The 22,574-nt window shown below is 41.7% G+C and carries 12 protein-coding genes; all 12 read right to left on the bottom strand.

Features of this window, described 5'->3' with window-relative positions; all coding sequences use genetic code 11:
* Positions 1-8 precede the first annotated feature (8 nt).
* Complete coding sequence (locus B2W36_RS20920) at positions 9-1,814, bottom strand: fasciclin domain-containing protein (RefSeq protein WP_293889428.1); 1,806 nt, start codon at positions 1,812-1,814, stop codon at positions 9-11.
* Between the two features lie 6 nt (positions 1,815-1,820).
* Positions 1,821-3,278: a RagB/SusD family nutrient uptake outer membrane protein gene (locus B2W36_RS20915; RefSeq protein WP_293882901.1), complete on the bottom strand. Its 1,458-nt coding sequence runs from the start codon at positions 3,276-3,278 to the stop codon at positions 1,821-1,823.
* A 9-nt stretch (positions 3,279-3,287) separates the two neighbouring features.
* Positions 3,288-6,545 (bottom strand): SusC/RagA family TonB-linked outer membrane protein, encoded by a 3,258-nt coding sequence (locus B2W36_RS20910; RefSeq protein ID WP_293889427.1) that lies wholly within the window; start codon positions 6,543-6,545, stop codon positions 3,288-3,290.
* Between the two features lie 16 nt (positions 6,546-6,561).
* Positions 6,562-8,775 carry a fasciclin domain-containing protein gene (locus B2W36_RS20905; RefSeq protein ID WP_293889426.1) on the bottom strand — a complete coding sequence of 738 codons (2,214 nt, stop codon included), beginning with the start codon at positions 8,773-8,775 and terminating at the stop codon, positions 6,562-6,564.
* 242 nt (positions 8,776-9,017) lie between these two features.
* Positions 9,018-10,322, bottom strand: a complete 1,305-nt coding sequence (locus B2W36_RS20900) for a rhamnogalacturonan acetylesterase (protein WP_293889425.1) — start codon at positions 10,320-10,322, stop codon at positions 9,018-9,020.
* 240 nt (positions 10,323-10,562) lie between these two features.
* On the bottom strand, positions 10,563-11,933 hold the full coding sequence (locus B2W36_RS20895) for an FGGY-family carbohydrate kinase (protein WP_293889424.1): 1,371 nt from the start codon (positions 11,931-11,933) through the stop codon (positions 10,563-10,565).
* Between the two features lie 13 nt (positions 11,934-11,946).
* Positions 11,947-13,221, bottom strand: a complete 1,275-nt coding sequence (locus tag B2W36_RS20890) for a sugar isomerase (protein WP_293889423.1) — start codon at positions 13,219-13,221, stop codon at positions 11,947-11,949.
* Between the two features lie 80 nt (positions 13,222-13,301).
* The gene (locus tag B2W36_RS20885) at positions 13,302-15,410 is read right to left on the bottom strand and encodes a bifunctional aldolase/short-chain dehydrogenase (protein ID WP_293889422.1); all 2,109 of its coding nucleotides are present in this window, start codon (positions 15,408-15,410) and stop codon (positions 13,302-13,304) included.
* Positions 15,411-15,428: 18 nt separating this feature from the next.
* Positions 15,429-16,505 (bottom strand): L-rhamnose/proton symporter RhaT, encoded by a 1,077-nt coding sequence (gene rhaT, locus B2W36_RS20880; RefSeq protein WP_209578225.1) that lies wholly within the window; start codon positions 16,503-16,505, stop codon positions 15,429-15,431.
* A 271-nt stretch (positions 16,506-16,776) separates the two neighbouring features.
* Positions 16,777-19,101 (bottom strand): DUF5703 domain-containing protein, encoded by a 2,325-nt coding sequence (locus B2W36_RS20875; RefSeq protein WP_293889421.1) that lies wholly within the window; start codon positions 19,099-19,101, stop codon positions 16,777-16,779.
* 6 nt (positions 19,102-19,107) lie between these two features.
* Positions 19,108-20,529, bottom strand: a complete 1,422-nt coding sequence (locus B2W36_RS20870) for a sialate O-acetylesterase (RefSeq protein ID WP_293882925.1) — start codon at positions 20,527-20,529, stop codon at positions 19,108-19,110.
* Positions 20,530-20,548: 19 nt separating this feature from the next.
* The gene (locus B2W36_RS20865) at positions 20,549-22,567 is read right to left on the bottom strand and encodes an aceric acid hydrolase (RefSeq protein ID WP_293882928.1); all 2,019 of its coding nucleotides are present in this window, start codon (positions 22,565-22,567) and stop codon (positions 20,549-20,551) included.
* Positions 22,568-22,574: the final 7 nt, after the last annotated feature.

Raw genomic sequence — 22,574 nt, 5'->3', positions numbered from 1 at the left:
GTATCTTATTATTTTGGTCTATAAAAAAGCTCGCCTGTAAGCTGATGGAATCTCGGATAATTTTGCTCGAGATCATCAGCAGGGATAAATTGGATCATGTCCAGATAGACCGTATTATTAGCACATTTTTTATCTTTGATCGCTTCAAAACGGAAGATATGTCGATCAGTAGTCTCCACATTGATAATACCAGCCAAACGCCCCACGTTCAAAGGAGCTTCGCCGCCAGATTTTGCTTTGAGTCCACCGGTAATATTATTTGGATTAAAATCGCCTACAGTTGCCATGTAACGCTTATACCCTTGTGCCAGCATCAGATTATCCGCGTTTGCATTCGCGAGGTCGCTTACACCTGATGCGGTGAGACTTTGATTCAATATGATCGTATTGGGAAGGATCTGTTCATCCCCTTTTCCAGGATTGAATGTCGCCTGAATCTCAGGTGCATCCCCATGCTGGGCATAACAAATCCACACTTTATAGCGGCCTTTTACGAGATATGGCGTCTTAAATTCTATCCATTTTGCCCGCGCACTATTGTTTGCACATAGCGAAAGACTCAAAAGATCACCATTTGCATAGGGACGCTTCGTTTCTAAAGCTTTGTAATAGTAATATCCGTTCGTACCAATGGTTGAAACCGTTAAACTATTAAAGGCAAAAGAATTGGCTATCGTTGCACCATTGGCTACCAATGCCTTATTGCTATTCAAATAGGTACTTCCCAATGCATTTGTTAACTCTGGAGAAGTGGCAATATCAAAATAAACAGGCACCTGTTGACGAACTTTGATCTTAAAGGTTTGTTTTGCTTCATGCAGGACGCCATTGGACGCCAGCACATCACTCTGTACCCTGTTGATTTCGGCGCCGGCTTCATGAACGCCATTAAATACATCGTCATTCAATAAAATTTGTGCACCTACTAATTTTGTCGAGATAATTTCTTTTGGAGCCAAAGTATAAATTGTATTTGCAGCAACGATATCTTCCAAAAACTTGATGTCGTTGCTTAAATGATAGGCTACATATAGCCACAAACTATCTTTATGGTTTTTCACATCACCAGTTTGCGAATAAGCCGATTTCATTTCCGCATAGCTTGTGATCCCTTGTAACCGCAGAACAGAGTCCGACTCCACAATTGCGGTCTGAAAACGCTTTCCATCCGCCACAGATTCTCCTCGTTGATAAGATAACGTATCATAAAAACCCGTCTCTTTTAAAGCCTCGGCGAAAATGGAATAACGGGGATTTGTTCCTATCAATTCAGCAAGGCTCTGTGCTGGTGGAACTAATACCTTATCAATGGAGTGGATGATACCGTTACCACAGCTAATATTGGATCTGATAATTCTGGCCGATTTATTAATTCGATAGACTCCATTTTGCACATCTGTGTATAAAAATTCACCCAGTAAACTTGCTGTTTTTATTTTACCATCGGTAAACCGCGTACTGCCTACCGTATCTCGAACCACATGGTATTTGACAAAATCCAATAGCTGCTCATCGGTAAAATCACTCAATGCTGCTTTTCCATTCGCCTTGATCCAAGTGTTGATACTTTCATTATTGGGCGCAAAAAGTGTGTAAGTACCGTAGGCGCCAAGATAACCAGCTGTTTTCGAACGGTATAATATTTCGGTCAATAAGGAAAAATCAGTTTCATGTGCCTCCAAATAGCCCGTAATATTAACTTCATCTGAGGTAGAAATTCGATATTTTTCTTTTTGACAGGCAAATGTAACCGCTATAACCAAGACAAACCATGTCCCGATCAGCCAATACTGTTTTCTAAAATTTCTTTTCATCATGATCTATTTTAGGTAAAATGGGTTTTGCTTCAACCGTGGATCTTTGAAGAGTTCGGTCTCTAGGATGGGAAGATAATGGCTATCCACATCGCGTACTTTATTAATAGCAGATTGACGAACGTTAGCATCAACAACTTTAGTCACCAGATCCACGAGCACATTGATATTGGCGTAATTATCCTTTTTGGCCAGGCGTAAAAGGTCAAACCAACGTTTACCTTCGAATGTCAGTTCCCGAGCACGTTCAGCAAAGACAAACAAAATAATTCCGTCCAAATCGGTCGCTTCGATATTCGGATTTGTAGCTTGTAGGGCTTTACGTTTAGTTCGCAAATCCTCAATAAGTGTCAATGCTTCTACACCGCGACCCAATTCAGCTAATGCTTCTGCACGCATCAACATGACATCGGATATCCGATAGAGTTGAAAATTATAGTAACTAGGTGATTCTGTGCCGTATTTTCGCATATCTCCTGATACTCCATATAGAATCCCTTCACCACGGCTGTCAGACAAATCGATATCAACGGTCTCATTTGCCGGAAAAATTTCGTTATTCAGGATATCGACATTGGCGGTATAGGGGCGGCGCGCAATCGCACCAAGATTATACAGAAGATTTTCTTTCGAGTTTTTATGACTCAGCTCCAAGATGGTTTCCATCGTACCTCCATCAAAGAGCTCGGGAAGAGCAGCTCCAATTAAATTGTATCGACCGGTTTCCAAAATTTTTGACGTTTGTTCTTCTACTTTATCGTATTTCTCCATCCATAGATAGAGATCAGCCAACATGGCCCGTACAGCCGGCCTGGTCACCCGGCCCGCATTTGTTGCATTATAAACGGTACTGCTTACATGGTATTCGGGGACCCAGTCTAATGCCTGCAAGAGATCTTTCTCGATTTGTTTGAGTACCTCATCTGCACTGGATTGTCCTACAGAAACCACATCTGTATCTTTTGCCGTGCCTTTTAGTTTTAATGGGATATCCCGGAAAGTACGTACTAAATAGAAATACAAAAAACTGCGAACAGCCAATGCTTCTCCCAAGTCGGTATTGTATTCGGCATCTGAAAAAGTAGGATCTGCCTGTTTTGCCTGACCTGCGTAATCGATCAAAAGATTACAATTGTTTATCGCCGTATAGACAGCACTCCAATCTGCAATCACATTGGTGCTTAAAATATTATAATTTTTTACTAAACGGTTGTCATCGCTTGCATAAGTGGTCAAGGCTACCAGATCGGCACGCAGTTCGCCCCAAGTAAACAACTGCTGTTCCACAGCACCCGAATTAAGGGAAGAATAAATCCCAATTAAGGCGGCATGGACATCTTCCTTTGTTTTCCAAAATTCTGCCCTGGTGATTCCATCCTGCGGCTGTAAATCCAGCCATTTATTACAAGAATTGAGTAAAATGCTACCTGCAGCAATTAAACTCCATAAGATTGTTGCTTTCATAACCTTGTTTTAAAAACGTGCTGTAATGCCTAGTGTAATTGTTTTTAATGGTGGTGTCATTGAATTATCCATTAAGACAGTGAATGCATCCTTTAACTTTACGGCCACATCAGGATCTTGACCGGTATACTTCGTTAACGTAAAAATATTTTCTACTGTCACATAAGCTCCCAGCCCCTCGATATGAAGCCGTTGTAAGAATTCTTTCGCAAAATCATATTTCAGAGTGACTGTGCGAAGCCGTAAAAATGAGGCGTCTTCGACATATCGGCTTGATCCTAAAGAATTATATCCAGTGCCAAACAAAGCTCGCGGAATATCGGTTACGTCGCCCTCTTTACGCCATCTGCGCAATACAGCTGTACTTTGGTTGTTATACCCAAGCATATCTGTCGTATTCATTTTAGTTCCATTAATAATTTGAGACCCTTGTCGATAGTTAAAAAAAGCGCTTAATTTCAATCGTTTATTATATCCCACATTAAATCCAAATCCGCCAGTAAGCTTCGGATTGCTATTGCCCAAATAGACAATATCCTTTTGGTCAATTACACCATCATGGTTGATGTCTTCATACATAGCATCTCCTGCCTGGAATACATAATCGACCGTAGGGTAATTAAAACGCATATAAATTGTCTCTCCATCGGGACTCGAAATGGCATTCCCTTGTGCATCTTTTGCAATGGTTGCTTCTTGATCCTTGTAAACGCCCAAATAGCGGAAGCCATAGAAAGATCCATACGGATTATTCTCCTGGAAATAGGTGAAAAACGCTTTATTCCTTAATGATGATTTGGCATTTTCGCGGGGATAAAGCGGTGATATCTCCCGGATCACATTCTGATTATGTGCTATATTAAAAGTAAAACTCACATCCCACTTTTTACTGCGAATGGGCACCACGGTGAGATTTGCCTCCCAACCGTCATTGTCCATCGTTCCTACATTCATTGACAACCCACTGTACCCGGTGTAGGTCGGAATCTGGATATTGTCCATCATCAGATCTGTGGTTCTATTTTTATAAATCTCCCCGCCAAACATCAAACGGTAGTCGAACAGCTCTACATCCATACCCAAATTCTGCTGTGTCACGGTTTCCCATTTCAAATCCGACAATTCTATATTTTTCGAATAGACCCCGTTCTCATCCAAATAGGCATAGTCATTGGTGCTGTATACATTGATATAAGTATAATCACGGCGAGGAGCATTGCCGCTGCGTCCCCAGCTCGCCCTTAGCTTGATATCTTTGATGGCTTTAACATCTTTCAAGAAATTTTCCCTTCCGATCTGCCAAGCGGCCGAGAATGCAGGAAATAGTCCATACCGATTATCAGGGCCAAATTTTGAGTTGCCATCACCACGCAGACTTGCGGCAAAAACATATTTCTTGTTGAGCATATAGTTCGCCTGCATCAAAGCTCCGACTGAACGAGATTGCGACGAAACTGATTGGGCATATCCTGTCAGAGTCCGCGACGGTACACTTGGATCCTGCAGATAAGAAGATGCCGTATTTGTCGAGCTAAGTCCTTGTATTGTATAGCGATAATCTGAAGTCAGGAAAGATAGATTGGCCGTGAGCTGGTGGTTTTCACCTAGTACGGGCGTAAATAGAAGTCGGGTATTTGTGCTGAGTGAAAATTCGTCCAAATCCGAGTCCGATGCCCTATTCACCGTATTTTCTGTAAACGGCCGACCTGTTGCCAACTGAGGTAGAAAGAGTTTGGTTTTGTTGTTTTTAATATTCAAAGCTAGCGTACTCACAAAGCGTAATGTATTCGGTATTAACTTATAATCCACATTAAACCGCGTTTGTAAGATATCTCCCAATTGTTTGGCGATCGAATTGTTAACCATGGATAGGGGATTATAGGTGCCAGGATAATAACCTTGGGCCGAGGTAGAGGGATTAAAAAGATTACCTGTTGGATTACCGTACTCATCATATTCCCAAATGGCCTGATTGGGCATTTTGCGATAGGCAATATCCCGCACATTGGAATGATATAGATTATCGTTGTCAACGTGACTATAAGAAACGTCCGCCTGAAAGCCGATTCGCTCAGAAACGACATAATCTAGATTGATCCGGGCAGATAGACGGTTTAAACCTGTAGCAATCGTTGTTCCTTCTTGATTAAAGTAACCTATTGAGGCCAAATAACGTGCCTTTTCGCCCCCCCCACGCACCTGGAGATTATGATCTTGAAAATAGCCCAATTGAGTAATGGCATCTACCCAGTTGGAATTATTACTGTAGTTGTGATAGATATAGGTATTGTTTGGATCATACTGGAACTGCTGGGCATTGTCTGTCGTAGAAAAAACCTTACCTGCGTTGTAGAATTCTTCGGATAATAAGGTCGAGTACTGATCACCATTCAATAACGGAATCGATTCGGGTTGCTTTGAAACAGATCCTTTGAAGGTATATCCCAATGTTGGAGCGCTTACAGTACCGCGTTTAGTTGTAATAACCAATACTCCATTTGCTCCACGCGATCCCCAAACAGCAGTTGCGGCAGCATCTTTCAATACCGAGATATCCTGAATATCAGATGGGGCTATATTTAAAAGTTGCCCATACGCATTATCATCAGAGGTTGCGAAGTTAAAATCGTCTGGAATAGTTATGTCATAAGGCATCCCATCAACCACAATTAATGGATCTGTTGCTCCGTTTAACGAAGATGTTCCTCGGATGCGGATCTGCATCCCAGCTCCGGGATCTCCTGATACCGTTGTGATATCCACACCCGGCAGCCTTCCCTGCAAGGCTTGATCGACAGATACAGATTGCATTTCGGACAGCTCATCCATACTGATGGTTGAAATTGCAGCTGTATTTCGTTCTTTCGAAATCCCCATGCCAGTTCCGTCATTGACAGGTTTGGACTTCGAGATAACAACCTCATCAATCACATTATTTGTCGATTCCATCTGCACATTGATCGTTTTCCTATCCCCTACGGTGATAGTGCCTGAAGATTTATACCCCGTGTATGAAACCGCTAGTTTCAAGCCTTGCGTCCTAGCTCTAAGACTATAGTTACCCTCAACATCTGTAGTCGTTCCTACAATTGTGCGGTTATCATTATCTTTTAACACAACTGTTGCACCCACGATCGGCTGTTTAGTTCCTTTTTCCGTCACCTTACCGGTCAGCAGAACCCCATTTGTCTGCGCATATGTCTTTCGGCTACAGAAAAGCAACAACGCCATACAGCCTATTAATATTAAATTCGTTATCTGTTTCATCATCAATTCGTTTAGATTACAGGCCATGCTTTAAATACCCTTTGAGAGAATGAATCAATACGCGCTGCCCCAGCTGATTGCTTTGGTCGACATCAGCATCGATGGTACGGTTTAGATTATCGACCACCTGCAACTTATTTATTTGATTGACAGACACCTGCATGGATTGCGCGTCACCTTCAACATTTTTACAAAGCGACTGGAAGTACCCTGTTTTTTTACCGTCGATAGCAAATGAATTGCGCGTAATATGGTATTGAATAAATCGCGTTACTTTGTCAATGTCTGCTTGCGCCGTTGGGGCTATCGAACTCGGTAAATCACCATTTGCAACGGCACTCGCTATTGCTGCATTATTCGGGATTAACATGGTATAGTTTAACCCTAGTTCCACTCCTTTTATAACGCCATCCGTGGCAGAATACAGTGCATTTGCAGTTAGATATTTATAGAATGAATTAAATGGAGAGGCGGCTTGATCAGCTCCCAACTTTTTGAGAAAGAAGCCGATATTGGTATTAGAAGAAGTCAATCCTCCATTGAGATAGACTGCAACTCCATTTAATGGTCCTGAGAGTTGATTTCCTATATTAATGGAGTCCACAGGAATTTGCTGTGGTCCGGATTCGATATCCATTGTTCCGCTGGAGGACATCTTCATCTGTGAAAATTTCACATATTCGCCTGCATAACTTTCCAGGATTCCGTTTCCAGACAAATCAGGGATAGGATCATTTCCTAAGGGAATAATATGAGACATCAGCACCTCCCGCATTTCTGGAGTACCATTTCCACCATTAAACCGAATTGGATCTGAGGTATTATAAGAATCATAGTCAAACCCCATTTCATATAACTTCTTATCTGATACTAAGATCAGCATATAACGGATCGTTGGGATTTTCAGCGTTAGATTCATGCTCATACGCTCCAATGCGCGACGCATAAAACTATACTTAGGATCCAATAACACATTGCCATATACGGAATGGAAAACATTGGCGGCCTGACAGGCATCTGTACCATAAAATGTCCCATTACTCAACATTTTCATTTCTTTGATATTTGCGGTTGTCACTTTAGAAAATTCACCGACAAAGTTTTGTGCTTGAGCAAATTGGGATGGCCAAACCTGTGTATTGTACAAATGAGAATTTACAAATTCCGTCAAGACAGTAGGATTGGTATAAAAAAGATCTTTTAATGTTGTCCCTTGAGGGTAATATTTTAATAATACACGTTTAGCATAATTACTAACCGCCTCATTGTTCGGCACTGTGATCGAAATATTATTGGTTTGTGCGTCGTTGGGATCTTCCTTCGCATAATTTTCATTGTTGACTGTCAAGCCAATTCCAGTATAACTCTTAACAAATACAGAATCTTTTTCGCCTGTTAGGACCTCATTTTTTCGCGTAATCTCTGCATTGTACGTATAGGTGCTGAAGAAATCTAGAATTGATTTAAAGGCTGAATAACTCTTATTGTCACGAAGGTACTGATCGATACTTTTGTCGGCGACCAAAACTTTATCGACGACATGGATATAGCCATTCTCTGCAGCGATATTACTTCGTTTAGGATCAATTTGAGCAGCTCCGATATTCAATCCCGTGTAGACACTCGTTGGATAAAATGATTGGTAATCCATAGCTCCTAAACCACGTTGGCTCATGTAATCCTTAAAAAAATAACTAATATGTTTATTATTGTTGTCGGAAATGGCATAAGCTATATTAGGGCCACGATTTGTTGAGATAAACCGTCTAATTTTTCCGTTCCCTACATCTTCTTTCTCGACAAAGTCATAGTACACAGACCGGCGTCGGAAAGCAAAACCCTGTTGCCAGCCTTTTGCTGAAAAATAATCGTTCAACTTCTCCAGCCGCTCACCATCATAAATCATCGAAGAACGCACAATCTTCTCGGCCAGTTGTGCATCAATCTTTGATACATTACTAATACCATTTTCCTGCATAAACTGATCAAAAGCTTGATCTGTGGGAGCAAAAACCGTCCATGATCCTGCAGTTCCAAGTGTATTCTTATAACCTGACAATTCAATACAGCTCAAATACGTTTTAAAATCGCCCATCGAATCGAGCTGTTGGTAAATTGGGCTTGCAAGCCAATCTGGTCTTCCATAATAGGCGTCAAAGGCTTCTTTCCGACACGAAACTATCGTCGTCAATAGTGCAATCCAAAACAGGTTAAATTTGGATGATAACATAGCAAATGTATTAGGTCAGCAATTGGGTTAATAACGAATTACGGCAAATTCTAGATCAGAGAGCTCAAACAATAAGTTTTATGACGCGAAAGTTTGTCTTTTTGCGGTTCATAATTGGTGTAACAAATATATATCTAAAACAAATTTTTGCCAACCTGCTCTATCCTGCTTGGATACGTCATTCTGCCATTAAAAAAGCCGAACAAATATGTTGTTCGGCTTTAATACGATATTATAGAAAACTAATTGCCATCTGGCTTTATAACACTATTGATCAAACTTGGAGGCCAATACCAAGTCTTAAAATCATCGGGGTGGTATGGATCAAACCCGTTAAAATCTACCATATTACCGGAAATAACAAGCTTATTTTCTTTAATTCCCATTAATACCATTTTTGCAATCTCATAAGCACCATACGGGTTAAAATGGGTATTATCAGCCAATGCATTTTCCTGATTTGGGAAAGTAGAAGCGGGATAGTGAACAAATGCTTTCTTGGAACCTTCAACGCCCAATGCTTCATAAAATATACTGGTCTTGTTATTAAGGTCGATCAAAGGGACTTGAAGTTCTGCCGCAACTTTACGTGCAGCATCTGGAAAGTCTCCTAAAGTATGAACTAAATTTCCCTGTTGATCAAATAAACGTCGTGCTGTCGAAGTGAGAATAACGGGAATACCACCCTTTGCTCTAAATTCATTGACAAAATAACGCAATCTTTCACTGTAACCTTTATATGCTCCAGCAGCTTCTCCCTTTTGCTTTTGATCATTGTGCCCAAATTCGATAAATAGATAATCTCCCTTTTTGGCTACAGATAAAATTTTCTCCAATCTTCTTGAGGATAAAAACGAACTTAATGCTAACCCAGATTCGGCATGATTAGCAATAGCAACGCCTGCATCGAAAAAGCGGGGAATCATCTGTCCCCAAGAAGCCCATGGCTCATCTTCTTGATTCACGACCGTAGAATTTCCTGCTAAAAAGACCGTTGTGACATTGCTCATCGCTTCAATGCGAATAGCCGAAATACAATTCGTTTGCTGAAACTCCAAAGTCAACTTATCATCCCAGTCTAACTTTTGCTGCTCCCGGGGCTTCTTCAATTCCACCCTTCCGCCTGATGAGATCTTGGGATCTTTGAGATGTACAATGAACGTTTTCTGTACGCATTTATTTGGCACTACTTCCTGATTTTCTATTTGTAACCGACGCGATTCTGACCGCACCGTGCTCTGGTAGGGTTTATCGCTTAAGCCATCGTAACTAATCGTAATTTTGTAATTCCCTTCAGGAACTTTCACAGAAAAGTAGAATGGTTTATCGCTAAAAAGATGTTTACTCTTTCGATCGATTCTTACATTTTTCTCTGTAAAAAACTCAAAGCCATACCCTTTGGCCTCCGTATACGGGAGGGCTTCCTTTAGCGCAATTACAGCCCGCTGTTTTTTAGTATCACCAAAGCTAAATTCCTTCACAATCTGTTCGGCGAACAATACCTGACAGAACAGTACAAAAAAAACAACCGTTGCAACTTTCTTCATCTTTAAATTTTATAATTTGGAATCTCAAATTTAATTTCCCCAGTTCTTCCTGCTCGCCAACTGTTCAGGACTTTACTCCCCGTTTGGAATCCCTTTTTAATATTGTTAAAGTGGCGAGAAACTCTTACTGGTTATTTGTTCATACGCTAGAAAATAAAAAGTAGGCCAGACAACAAAGTGCCTGACCTTTCACGATAACCAATAAAAAAAAACTAGATTCTTATTTGCACAAACTACCTTTTATATATGCGTTTGCTGTTTGGCCCTAAAATAGCGCAACTCGATCATGTCATTTGGCATAGCCTGCGTATTCCAATGCTCATGAATGACCAGGGCAGCTCCTAGTGCCGTAGCCTGTGCCATTGACGCTCCAAAAACCTCACTATTTGGAAAAGCTTGGGCCAATAGCGTCATGTATATTATATTTTTACTAAATCCGCCATCAACGAATATGCGTTGAACACCGTTGTTCTGTAACACCAAAGAGGTTGCTTTGATCTGTGCTTTTACCAAATGCATCATAAAAACATGATAAGCTTCGGTATAATCATTAAAATGGCTCAAATCAATGGATGAAAAAGCCGACAGCTCATCCGATATATCTAACGCTTGATATTTTTCTATAATATTCCATTGCAGCCCAATTTGCTTGAACCTGCCCGTTGAAACCTGAAAGAAATTTGCAATACGTTTGACTTGTTCTTCATGTTCATAACCCGCAAATAGGCGTGATGCTTTAACTGGTTTACCGGTGTAAGTCATATATTGTAAGCAGTCTTCATTCAGCTCTTCTTTAGTCAACGGTTGTTCGTTAAATGGGTTGAATGAAATGCACCAGGTACCCGTTGAAATCAACACAAAAGGTTCATGAAAATTCAACAAGTATGGGATGAGAGCCGAAGAACTATCATGCAGCCCACTGCCAACAAGATAACCACTGCCAGGAAATGTTGCCCTGAACAATTGGTCACCCTGCACAATAGGTGCCATTTTTTGGATAATGCCTGTATCAAGCACCCACTGATGGTAATTATTTTGGTTAAAATCCCAAAGTGCGGTATGACAACCTATACTTGTCATATCAGAATATGCTTGGCCTGAAATCAAATAACTCAGGTATTGCGGAAGATGCAATGCCCATTTCACCTCCTTATATATTGCCGGTTTTAATTTAAATATACGATAGATCTGCAATCCAGAATTTAGACTTCCCAAACTCGGAGAAGAGGTTTCCAACGCTAAGGTATCTTTTCCGCCATACTGTGCATAAAAAGAATCCAACAATTTCTTTGGATATTCTTTCAAATAGTTATATAATGGCGTTAAAGGCCGACCATCTTTATCAATATAGACGAAACTTGCGCCATAGGACGTAAAATTAATCGCTTTAATTTCAAACTCGCCTTTTCGAAATACCTCGTGCAAGGAATCGAAAACGGACAAACGTAAACTCTCCAGGTTTTCGCAACTATCACCATCTTCATCAGTAGTTTCTAAAAAACGGGCAGACCTTTCGAAAACAATCTGATACTGCTCATTAAAGAGAAATAACTTTTTGTTGGTCTTTCCAACGTCGAATATGGCGACTACTGGTATTGGTTTTCCCCTCATTCCTTTTCCCTCGTTACAAACCGGTAGCGACGGAATTCTTTCCGCGTTCTTCGATAAGTTTGGCCCGTAAATTTTCTTCATTAAATAATTGAACGGGATTCAGCGCCGCTCCACTTCTACGTCTTGCTTCTGCAACAAGCGGTCTGACATCGGTACGGAATGCATCCTGCAGGATTTCCTGTGCCTTCACGATATCGTTTGCTTGCTGCGCCTGTTTCAATGCCTTTCGATCGACCAACAATGCTTGAGCATAAGCAATCTTAATGGCCTCCACTGACTGTAAAAGATCTACCAGTGGATCTTTCAGATTATGCGAGGCATCAATCATCCAGCCCAATCCGCTGGCATGATCAATACCTTTCACATCCATACCATCGATCAGTTCATTAAAGATCAAGAACAGTTGATATGGCTTGATACTACCTGCTGTCAGGTCATCATCTGCATACTTACTATCATTAAAATGGAATCCACCTAATTTGCCTTCCATCAACAATAAAGAGACAATTTGTTCAATGTTTGCATTTGGCAGATGGTGTCCCAAATCAACCAGGGTATATGCTTTGGGACCTAACTTATTGGCCAACAGCAGAGATTGCCCCCAATCGCCAATCGTCATGGAGTAGAAATGGGGTTCAAATGCTTTGTACTCAACAAAAAGTTTCCAGTCTTCGGGTAGATGTTTATATATTTCTTGTAGGCTTGATAAGGTATTTTGAAAAGCCTCTCTAAAATTCAATTGTCCTGGGAAAGATGATCCGTCAGCCAACCAAACTGTTAAGGCTTTAGAACCGACCGCTTTACCATAATTGATAACTTCGATGTTATGATCTACTGCTTGCTGACGAACGCCTGGATCGACATGATGTAATGAACCAAATTTATAACTATGCTCCTGACCTGATTGATCTTGAAACGTATTGGAGTTTACTGCGTCAAATCCAATTTCTAGGGAAGATGCCAATGCTTTAATCTTTTCTGCATCTGATGGAATATCCCAAGGAATATGCATCGAAATTGCTCCACTCGATTTGTTGAGCGCATGCAGCAAGCCAACATCCTCTAGCTTTTGCTCTAAAGTACCGGGTTCACCTGCGCCAGAAAAGCGACCAAAACGCGTTCCACCTGTACCTAATGCCCAGCTTGGTATGGCAATTTGAAACTTTTGAAGTTTATTCAGCATTTTATCTAACTGTGGAATATCTGCCGACACGTAGTCAAATGCCCTTCTATGCTTATCTATTAATTGGTTATTGTGCTGATCTATAATTTTCTTATCCAGAATCATAATTTAATGGTTATTGTGTAAAAATGTGAGGTGTCGCGTCCATATTTCCCTTTCTGAACGCGACACCTAAGATATAAAAATTAGCGTACAAACGCCATTGCAACACCTCCGTCAACGTTTAAAACATTCCCTGTAGATTTGCTCAACAGTCCGCCCACAAAGGCGAAACAAGCGTTCGCAATATCCTCCGGAAGAATGATCTGATTCAATAAAGTTCGCTTTGCATAATAGGCCGGCAATTCGGCTACCGTGATACCATAAGCCTTAGCACGACCTTCGGCCCATCCGCCGGCCCAAATATTACTGTCTGAAATAACGGCGTCCGGGTTAACCACGTTCACGCGTACGCCTGCCGGACCTAATTCGGCAGCACATAAACGGCTTAAATGCAATTGTGCGCCTTTTGCACTTCCATATCCTGTATTATTTGGACCACTGACCAAGGCATTTTTACTGACAATATTGATGATATCACCGCCGATTGCTTGGCCTTTTAATAATGAAGTCACTCCTTGAGTAACAAGGAATTGACCTTTTACCAGTACGTTATATAATAAGTCCCAATCGTTCTCCGTATGATCTTCGATTGTTTTCGAAATCGACAATCCGGCGTTGTTGACCACAATATCAATACCACCAAATGCTAGCGTAGCATCTTTCAAAGCATCTTTGATCGAATTCGCATTGGTTACGTCGAGGCTCGTAGCGATGACTGCATCTTTTCCAAACTCGGCTACAAACTCGGCTTTGCTTGACTCCAAACGTTCTGTGTTGATATCATTTAACACGATAACAGCCCCCTCTTGTGCCATCTTTTTTGCAATCGCTTTACCGATACCACCCCCACTTCCAGTGACCAAAGCAATTTTCCCTGACAGAGCTTTTGGCTTTGGCATACGCTGAAGCTTGGCTTCTTCCAATAACCAATATTCAATATCGAATGCTTCCTGACGGGGCAAAGCGGTGTACTCACTCACTGCTTCTGCTCCTTTCATAACATTGATTGCATTGGTATAGAACTCTGCTGCTACGCGTGCTGTCTGTTTGTCTTTCGCAAATGCGAACATTCCTACTCCAGGGTATAGAACAATTACCGGATTTTTATCCCGCACTGCTGGGCTATTTTCATGTCTGCAGCTTTCATAATATTGCGCGTACATCTCACGGTATTCGTCAAATAAGGGTGTTAACTTTGCTTTTAACTCCTCCACGTTGTCTAAATCTTGTGATTTATCCAAATTCAATACCAATGGCTGAATTTTCGTCCTTAAGAAGTGATCCGGACAGCTGGTACCAAGCGGAGCCAAACGTTCTAAATCATTTGAATTGATAAATTCCAATACGCGCTCATCATCTGTAAAATGCCCGATCATGTGGCGCTCACTGGAACAAAAACCTCTTAAAACAGGAGCGAGTTTGGCTGCTTGTGCATTTCTTTCTTCCTTGCTGAGACTAGTTACTTGCTGCCCCCCGAATACAGGCGCTTTTTTACCATAGTTTTGCTCAAGATATTCCGCACAAGCTTCGATGACGTCCAAGGAATTGATATAACAGTCATAAGCCGTATCTCCCCAAGTAAATAAGCCATGTGAGCCCAACATAATACCGCGGATACCTGGGTTTTCTTCTAAACAAGCACGCAACTGCAAACCTAGGTCAAACCCTGGGCGTTGCCACTCCACCCATCCTATTGTTCCATTAAACAATTCTTGGGTTATTTTCTTTCCATCTTTTGCCGCAGCAATGGCAATTGCAGCGTCTGGATGGAGGTGATCTATATGTTTAAACGGCAGAAACCCATGTAAAGGTGTATCGATAGAAGGGGCTTTTGATGCTAAATCATAGATACAATGGTTAAATAACTCAACCATTTCATCTTCATGTTCAAGACCACGATAGACATTTTCCAAATTGCGAAGACGTTGTAAATAAAGCGCTGCAAGACCTGACTTTTTCAACGTTCCGATATCTCCACCAGACCCTTTAATCCACATTACCTCTACTTCTTCTCCCGTCAAGGGATCTTTTTCCACTACTTTACAAGATGTATTCCCTCCACCATAATTTGTAATTCTTAAATCTGCACCTAGAATATTTGAACGATATAATAACAAAGCTACTTCATCACCCCTTAGTGCCTGAGCTTTCTCATCGTCCCATAAATAATTGACATGTTTGTACGTTTTCACTGCTTCTATATTTAAATATTAATTTTCTAATGTCTTCGCAAACCCTACAATGCAAATAGAGATGATAATGGTTAGAATTCCTCCTATGATTGAACGATACGTCGAACGATCGACACCTTTCCATTCCTTGAGCACTACGCCCCATGCATTGGAAATAAGAATGATAAAGGCCATGTGTAGGATCCAAGAGCTAGCGCCGTTTCCAAGACGGCTTTCTCCCATACCGTAAAAGAAAAACTGTAAATACCAGGTGGTTCCTGCTAAAGCACATAAAAGGAAATTCTTGCCTCTCGGTGCTTTTGATTTCGTATAATCCGAAAACGTTTTGTTTTTAATCAACAAATAAAGGCACCATAGGAAGTTTGTTGTAAACCCGCCCCAAAGTATCACAATGTAGGTGACATTATTCTGGTAAAGAAATTCGCCTTGGTTTGGATTAACAGACTTCCATAATGTATTTGCCACATCGGCCATGGGTTTTCCGGCTTCAATCCCGAAATTGAAACAAGCACTTAATATCCCTGAAACAATAGCTACTACAATTCCTAAACCAAAATTATAATCGGATTTGCTCGCTGTGGATAGGGAGGTTATATGTTTCTCTTTAGAAACACCTGCCTTACCACATAGATATACACCAAGCACACAGACTAAAAGACCAAGGAGAATACAAATACCGGATTGGGTTGTAAAAAAATAATCTATGCCATGCTTGCCTTCTGCTTTATTAAAAAAATAATAAATGCTGGGCATTAAAGAACCAAACACCATACTCAGGCCCAAAATAATACTGCTACCCAGAGATACTCCAAGATAGCGTACACCAAGACCATACGTTAAACCGCCGATGCCCCAAAGCAAACCAAACAAAAATGTGTAACCTAATATCGTGTTATTCGCACTTTTAATAATCTCAATAAAATTGGGTATCGTCAACATCGCCGCTATGGGCGGAACAATAATCCACGAAAAAAGTCCGCCTAGAATCCACATGGATTCCCAGGACCATCCTTTTACTTTCTTGTACGGCACATAAAAACTTCCAGAAGCGAATCCGCCTATGAAATGAAATATAACTCCGAAAACTGCATTCATATAAACGTTATTTAGGTTCTTAGCAACTAAGATAATTCTTTGGTTTTTCAGAACTGTTATGCACTGTTATGAACGACCCGATTTTGTATAAAAAAAAACAAAAGTGGCTATCCAAGAAGATTGGATAGCCACTTTATTAATATTTTAGACATCGTGTGTATTGACCTAGGAGTCAAGGCATCAAACGGCTATTTTCTTATTTTTCAGCGCTCGATTTAATGGTTACAATGGGTTAATACGCGATGTTGTTTCGCTAACAATTTCGAAGCGGCTATTGCAATAGGTTGATAATTGCCGCTTCTCTTTCTTTTGGAAAAACTTTCAGCTCCAATAATTTACCGTCCTTTAATCTTCCTTCAACGGTAGTCTGCCCCGGCGCATGTAGTTTAAAATCCACATTCCAATCTTTGGGCCAAGCTGGAAAAAGATAAATTTTATCATCTGTTACCTGCAAAAGCATTTCCTGCAAGCCGATCATGCCCGAACCACCCCAGTTATGATCCGGAACCCAATCAAACCCTGGCCCCCAAAAGGTGGGGAATCGCCGTTCTGCATTTTTTAGTTTCGAGAGGGTCAATTGCTTCGCTTCGTCGGTCAACCCAAGGCGTGCAGCAAAGATATTATGCTGCTTCCAGCCAACATGGCTTTTGAATTTAAGCACATCGGGATCATAGGTGTACGTATTGAGGGCAATATCGATATCTGCTTTACCGATACCATAAATTCCCCAAGGATATATAGGATAGAGCTGCGGGGATTCGGTATTGTTGATCCGGGCCCATAGCTGCGCTGGCGCCAACATCTTTTTGCCCCCGATTTCACGCTGTGGCAAAGGTGGGATTCTGGTTAAAAACCCCTGAAAATAACCACGCGACTCAGCGTTGATATACCCCTTGGGCAATGCCAGCAATCCCTTGGTTACCTGCTGTAAAGCAGCAATTGTACTTGCCGAATTATAGGCCATTTTATAGGTTTCCGCAGAAGAGCCAGGATATAGTACAAGATGACCTGCATCATCCAATACCTTGCTACCCCGTTGCCGAGCCCGGTATTGATAATGCTCATCAAAAAAACGCAGACAACTTTCTATCAACGGAATATAAGTCTGAATATCGGACTTATTATAACGTTCTGTTTCCAGTATCATCATGCAGAACTCCAGCACCGTATCCCACTCGTATTCCAGCCAGGCATTATATTCGAGGCCCTTATCAAAATCTTTGGGCCGTTTCCAATTGTATTCAGCGGGATTGGGTAAACCAAAATTTTCGATCTGTTCTGTAAAACTGGCACCAGCGTGCCCCCAATAAAATTTGGATCGCCATTCGGCATTCTTCAAAAGGCGTTGATAAAACTTAAACTGCGCCGGCATTAGATCAAAATCACCGCTCTTCAATAATGGCCAATACACTAAGCGCTGATTTTGTGCGGTATGGGTACCTCCACCCCAATTCCGAAAATCCGGTGTGAACGTAAACGTACTATCGATCGTGACAGGATCGTAGGTAAATAAACCGCCATTAAATTTTGTTGGATAATCTCCGTAAGCATTACAAGCTAGCATAAATCGAAACAACTGATAGTTTCGGCCGACTTGCCAAGCTTCATTATGGGGATCTTTTAAGCCAGGCTGGATAACGATATGACTTCTATCCCAAAAAGATTTCCACCAGGATTCCGTCGCCCGTTTGAGCGACACAAAGCTAGGTTTGGGCGTAGCCAGATCTTCCAGTTCTGCTTTCCAGTGCTTTAGGTCTGCTTGCTGTCCTACGTGAAGCGTAACTTGAAGTGCATGATTGGTTTTTGCGGCTTTACTTTTGAGTACCCAAGCTTGATATGGTGTATTCATATAGGTTCCGGCACGCTCACCGGCGTATACAAAATCTTCTCCTTTTAAAAGTCCCCCTGAAATTAGGCTTTTCAGGGGATTATATAATGAATCTTTGATTGTTGTCAAGCCTTGTTGGTCTACGACAAGATCAAATGCAGTGGTATCTTGATTTTGATGATAAAAAATAACATGGTTTGCTGTTGCGGCAATCTGATCTTTAGGCGTCACTACCGGTTTTGGAGGTGCCCATTTCCAAGAGTTTGCATTGTTTTCCTTTTTCTTTGGAAAAAGATCCTGAAAGCGCCAGTTTTCGTAAGCCGCTTCCACCTTAACCTTCCGGTTGCTGCTCACTTCAAGATGGACATTAGGATTGAAAACATCCACCCAAACCAATATTTCAGCCTTCACTCCTCTGTTCTCCCCTTTCAGAACAATGTGTCCCTTTTCCAACTGCAATTCCTGTTGAAATTTTCCGTCCAAAAACGGGTTGGGATAGAGACGAAGTCGAATACGGCCAAGCTTCAACAGGGTATTGTTCTCGTCAAATGCCCCGGTCTTCCCTAAATACACAAGTAGTTCACCGTTCTCCATCCAAACGTTCAATCCAATATCTCCACCTCCTACAGGCATGGATTCAGATGAATTCTTGCTTTGCCTGGACCAAGTTACATTGTAGTCCTTCCAGTTGAACTCCTGCGCCCAGGCTGGATTTAAGAAGGTTGCTACTAGAAATAGGACGCCTATAATACGTTTTTCAATCATCATTTCTATTTACCAATCATCCGTACGGAAAGAGCTTAAGGGCAAGCCATTGGCTCCAAACACATCTCCGACAACGAAATTTTTAAAACCATAACGCACAGCCACTGGTTCACTAACTTTTGGCGACACGAGCACAATACTCTTTCCCTTAAAAACAGCCTCTGCAGGATAAAAAACCTGATCTTTACCCGCAATTTCAAAAGTCTCCACTTTTTTACCATATGATGTTAGCCCCAATGGTGCATCCTTAAAAGAAAGTATCGCTGTACTGCCTTTAATTTCCAACGTTTCATATAGGGGGCTTTTGAGATTTAACGTCTCAAAACCATAGCTATCATGCAGTGCAAGGTAGGCCAATCGTTCGCCACTTTGCTGTTTATGTGATGGGTGGATGCAATTCTGTTCGCCCAAATCCAAGGTGACGGCCATTGCAGAATACGGAATTTTATCCAAAGATTTACGTTGTGCATCGCGTAGATAGGCCGAATTGTATTTTCCCCCAACATGATAAGGCGGCAATGAAGCATAATCAAATGGTGCAATTTGCATAAAATAAAACGGAAGTTTATTATTTCCCCATAACGCACGGAATTTTTCAACCATCCGGGGGAATAGTATTTCATATTGCTCTGGACGATCGTAGTTAGATTCTCCTTGGTACCAAATCATGCCACGGATACCGTATCCTGCAATAGGATGGATCATACCATTGTACAACATGGTCGGAATACGGTTTTTATCTTTCAGTCCCTCTTCTTCTTTAGGGATCTGCAGACCTTTCTGATCTGCCAACCAGGATGCCTCCATCCAGGCTTCAATAGTTGAACCACCATAGCTGCTATGAATCAAACCAACAGGCACCCCTAAAGTTTTGCGCAATTGCCGTCCGAAATAGTAGGCCGTTGCACTAAAACCGACCACGGATTGCGGTTCAGCTTTCTTCCAAACACTTGGTTTACTGTCAGCTGCGGGCTGAATCTGTGGATTGCGAGGCACGGTATAGATACGCAGTTGATCGTCTTTGGAATCCATCATCGTTTCGGTGCTACCGAGGATCGGTTGCCCTGGATAGCCTTTTAAAGGCATTTCCATGTTCGACTGGCCCGAACATAACCAAACTTCACCAATTAAAATATCATGGAGTTCAATGCTATTCTTTTCTGAGACCTTGATCTGATAAGAACCGCCTGCTACAGGTGTTTGTACTACAATTTTCCATTTGCCAAGTTTATCTGCTTTCGCTTGATATTTCTGCCCATTCCAGGAGGTCTGTACGGTTATTGTTGCCTGCGGTTCTGCCCAGCCCCAAAAAGGGACTTTGCTTTGTTGCTGCAGCACCATTCCATCGGTAAAGAGCGCCGATAAACGGACTTCCGCCTGGCTCTCCAATTGTGCCAATAGGAATACGATCATAAAAAAATAAGTTTTCATCTTCATACGATTTATCCCATTAAAATACTGGCATCCAAACGCTCATATCACCAAATGCACGGTTTCCCCAAGCAAAATAGGGTACCAGACGCACAGGGATAGTTTCAGGCTTTCCATCGGAAGTTTTACGGTATAGTGAATTCCATTTCGTGCTATTTGTACGATAGGCTTTTCCTTCCAACAAGACAATATCCTGCCCTAAGATATTTTCATTTTTCGGCACAAACTGTTCACCCTGTTTCATTTTCAGATCAAAGATATTGACATCCGCAGCCACATCCTGCTTCTCTAGGCAATACACGATCGGTCCACGCATGACTGCAACCTGGTTACGCGTTTCCTCAACAAGTGGATTTGACTCCATCAGAGCAACCTCCATCGGCAGTTTGACGGTAACGCGATCACCTTTCTTCCACAATCCAGCTAATATGGCATAGCCTTTCTCCATCGGTGCTTCGATTTTCGTTTCGTTTTTCCATATTTCAACCTTCCCAGCCCAACCCGGCACCCGGAGTTTCAGGGTATAACTGGAAGGAAATTCTTTTAGGATAAAGGTGGCGGATCCTTCCCATGGGTAGCTGGATTCTTGTACAATGTAAATATGTTTGCCTTGGTATGTTGTATTCAATTCATTTCCGCCATACAAGTTGACTGCAACAGCATCTTTGGATAGTCCGTAAGCATAGTTGGCTACTTCTGCAATCGTACGAACGATATTGGGTGGACAACAATTAGACAACGAGATATAAGGAACTCGCTTTTTGGACCAGCGCTGCTGGAAAGGGAGATCGGATGAATAACTCAATGGATTGGTGTACAAAAATTTGTCACCATCTAAACTGATCCCAGACAGCACACTGTTATAGAGTGCCAGTTCCAATACATCGATGTATTTTGCATCGCCCGTGAAATTTGCCATGCGCCAATTCCACAACATATTGCCAATATTTGCGCAGCTCTCATTATGCGCCGTTAAGTTGGGCAATTGATAATCCCGCCCAAATGCCTGATGGATTTTCTGTACCTCACTAGGATTATAGGAAGTTCCGTCAGGTGAGGTACCATCATACAGCGATCCCAGACCGCCTGTAATGTACATCTTGTGCTTCGTGACATCGTCCCAAATTTCAAAAAGGCGGTTGCTCAACGTTGTATCTGCAATTTCAGCGCATAAATCTGCTACACCTGCATAAAGATAGCTCGCCCTTACGGCATGTCCCGTAGCTTTATGTTGCTGACGGAATGGAATGCGATCTTGGTTATCATCCGTTCCATCTTCGATTTCACCTTTAATATCAATTAAATGCTTGGCTAATTCTAAATATTTTGGGTCTTTGGTCGTCCGATAAAGCTCGACGGTCCCCATATAATGAGAGGGACAGATTGCATTTCGGGCTAAAGTTGGATTGGACTTTTTATAAAACCCATACAGATAATCCGCTGCCTTTATTGCAATATCCAATAGTTCCCGTTGTCCCGTTGTCCGGTAATGTATGCATCCGGCCGTCATTAAATGTCCAATATTATAAGACTCAAAGCTCAAACGATCTTGAAATTCAATATTTTTTCCCGAACGTTCCTGATCAATTGTCGCTTTCGTATAGATGTAGCCATCAGTACGTTGTGCTTTTCGGATCACAGGAGTCACTTCATCTATCATCCGAAGCAGCTTTTTATCTTTTGTCTGGGCATATAGTGCACAGACTGCTTCTAATGTTTTGTAGAAGTCGCCGTCATGAAAAGATGGTCCGCTATGCTCACCCTTTTCCAATCCCGCGGCGATTTCAAAATTACGATAAGCATGGCTAATGGAGGCATCGGTATAAACGTGCCAGAGTTGCGGTACCATCTGCTCATAACACGATTTGGTACGATCCGCCCAAAAGCCTTTCGTCCATTTCACGTCGCCCATATCAACTGCGTTTTGAACAGCTTGGGGACTCGACCCCGTATTGGTAATAGACTTTTCCTGGGCCTGGACTTGACAGGCCGTCGCGAAGAAGAGCCCCAGGATCATTAGTTTGTGCTTCGTATTCATGATTTCT

It is taken from the genome of Sphingobacterium sp. UBA3549 (assembly GCF_002376635.1).
GTDB lineage: Bacteria > Bacteroidota > Bacteroidia > Sphingobacteriales > Sphingobacteriaceae > Sphingobacterium.
Note: the sequence above shows the minus strand (reverse complement) of the source record. Positions and strands in the feature narration are given on the sequence as shown.

Coding starts and splice junctions, on each gene's coding strand:
- B2W36_RS20915 (WP_293882901.1), bottom strand. CDS start 3,278: ATGAAAGCAACAATCTTATGGAGTTTAATTGCTGCAGGTAGCATTTTA.
- B2W36_RS20875 (WP_293889421.1), bottom strand. CDS start 19,101: ATGATGATTGAAAAACGTATTATAGGCGTCCTATTTCTAGTAGCAACC.
- B2W36_RS20890 (WP_293889423.1), bottom strand. CDS start 13,221: ATGATTCTGGATAAGAAAATTATAGATCAGCACAATAACCAATTAATA.
- B2W36_RS20920 (WP_293889428.1), bottom strand. CDS start 1,814: ATGAAAAGAAATTTTAGAAAACAGTATTGGCTGATCGGGACATGGTTT.
- B2W36_RS20895 (WP_293889424.1), bottom strand. CDS start 11,933: ATGAGGGGAAAACCAATACCAGTAGTCGCCATATTCGACGTTGGAAAG.
- B2W36_RS20870 (WP_293882925.1), bottom strand. CDS start 20,529: ATGAAAACTTATTTTTTTATGATCGTATTCCTATTGGCACAATTGGAG.
- B2W36_RS20905 (WP_293889426.1), bottom strand. CDS start 8,775: ATGTTATCATCCAAATTTAACCTGTTTTGGATTGCACTATTGACGACG.
- B2W36_RS20900 (WP_293889425.1), bottom strand. CDS start 10,322: ATGAAGAAAGTTGCAACGGTTGTTTTTTTTGTACTGTTCTGTCAGGTA.
- B2W36_RS20910 (WP_293889427.1), bottom strand. CDS start 6,545: ATGAAACAGATAACGAATTTAATATTAATAGGCTGTATGGCGTTGTTG.
- B2W36_RS20865 (WP_293882928.1), bottom strand. CDS start 22,567: ATGAATACGAAGCACAAACTAATGATCCTGGGGCTCTTCTTCGCGACG.
- rhaT (WP_209578225.1), bottom strand. CDS start 16,505: ATGAATGCAGTTTTCGGAGTTATATTTCATTTCATAGGCGGATTCGCT.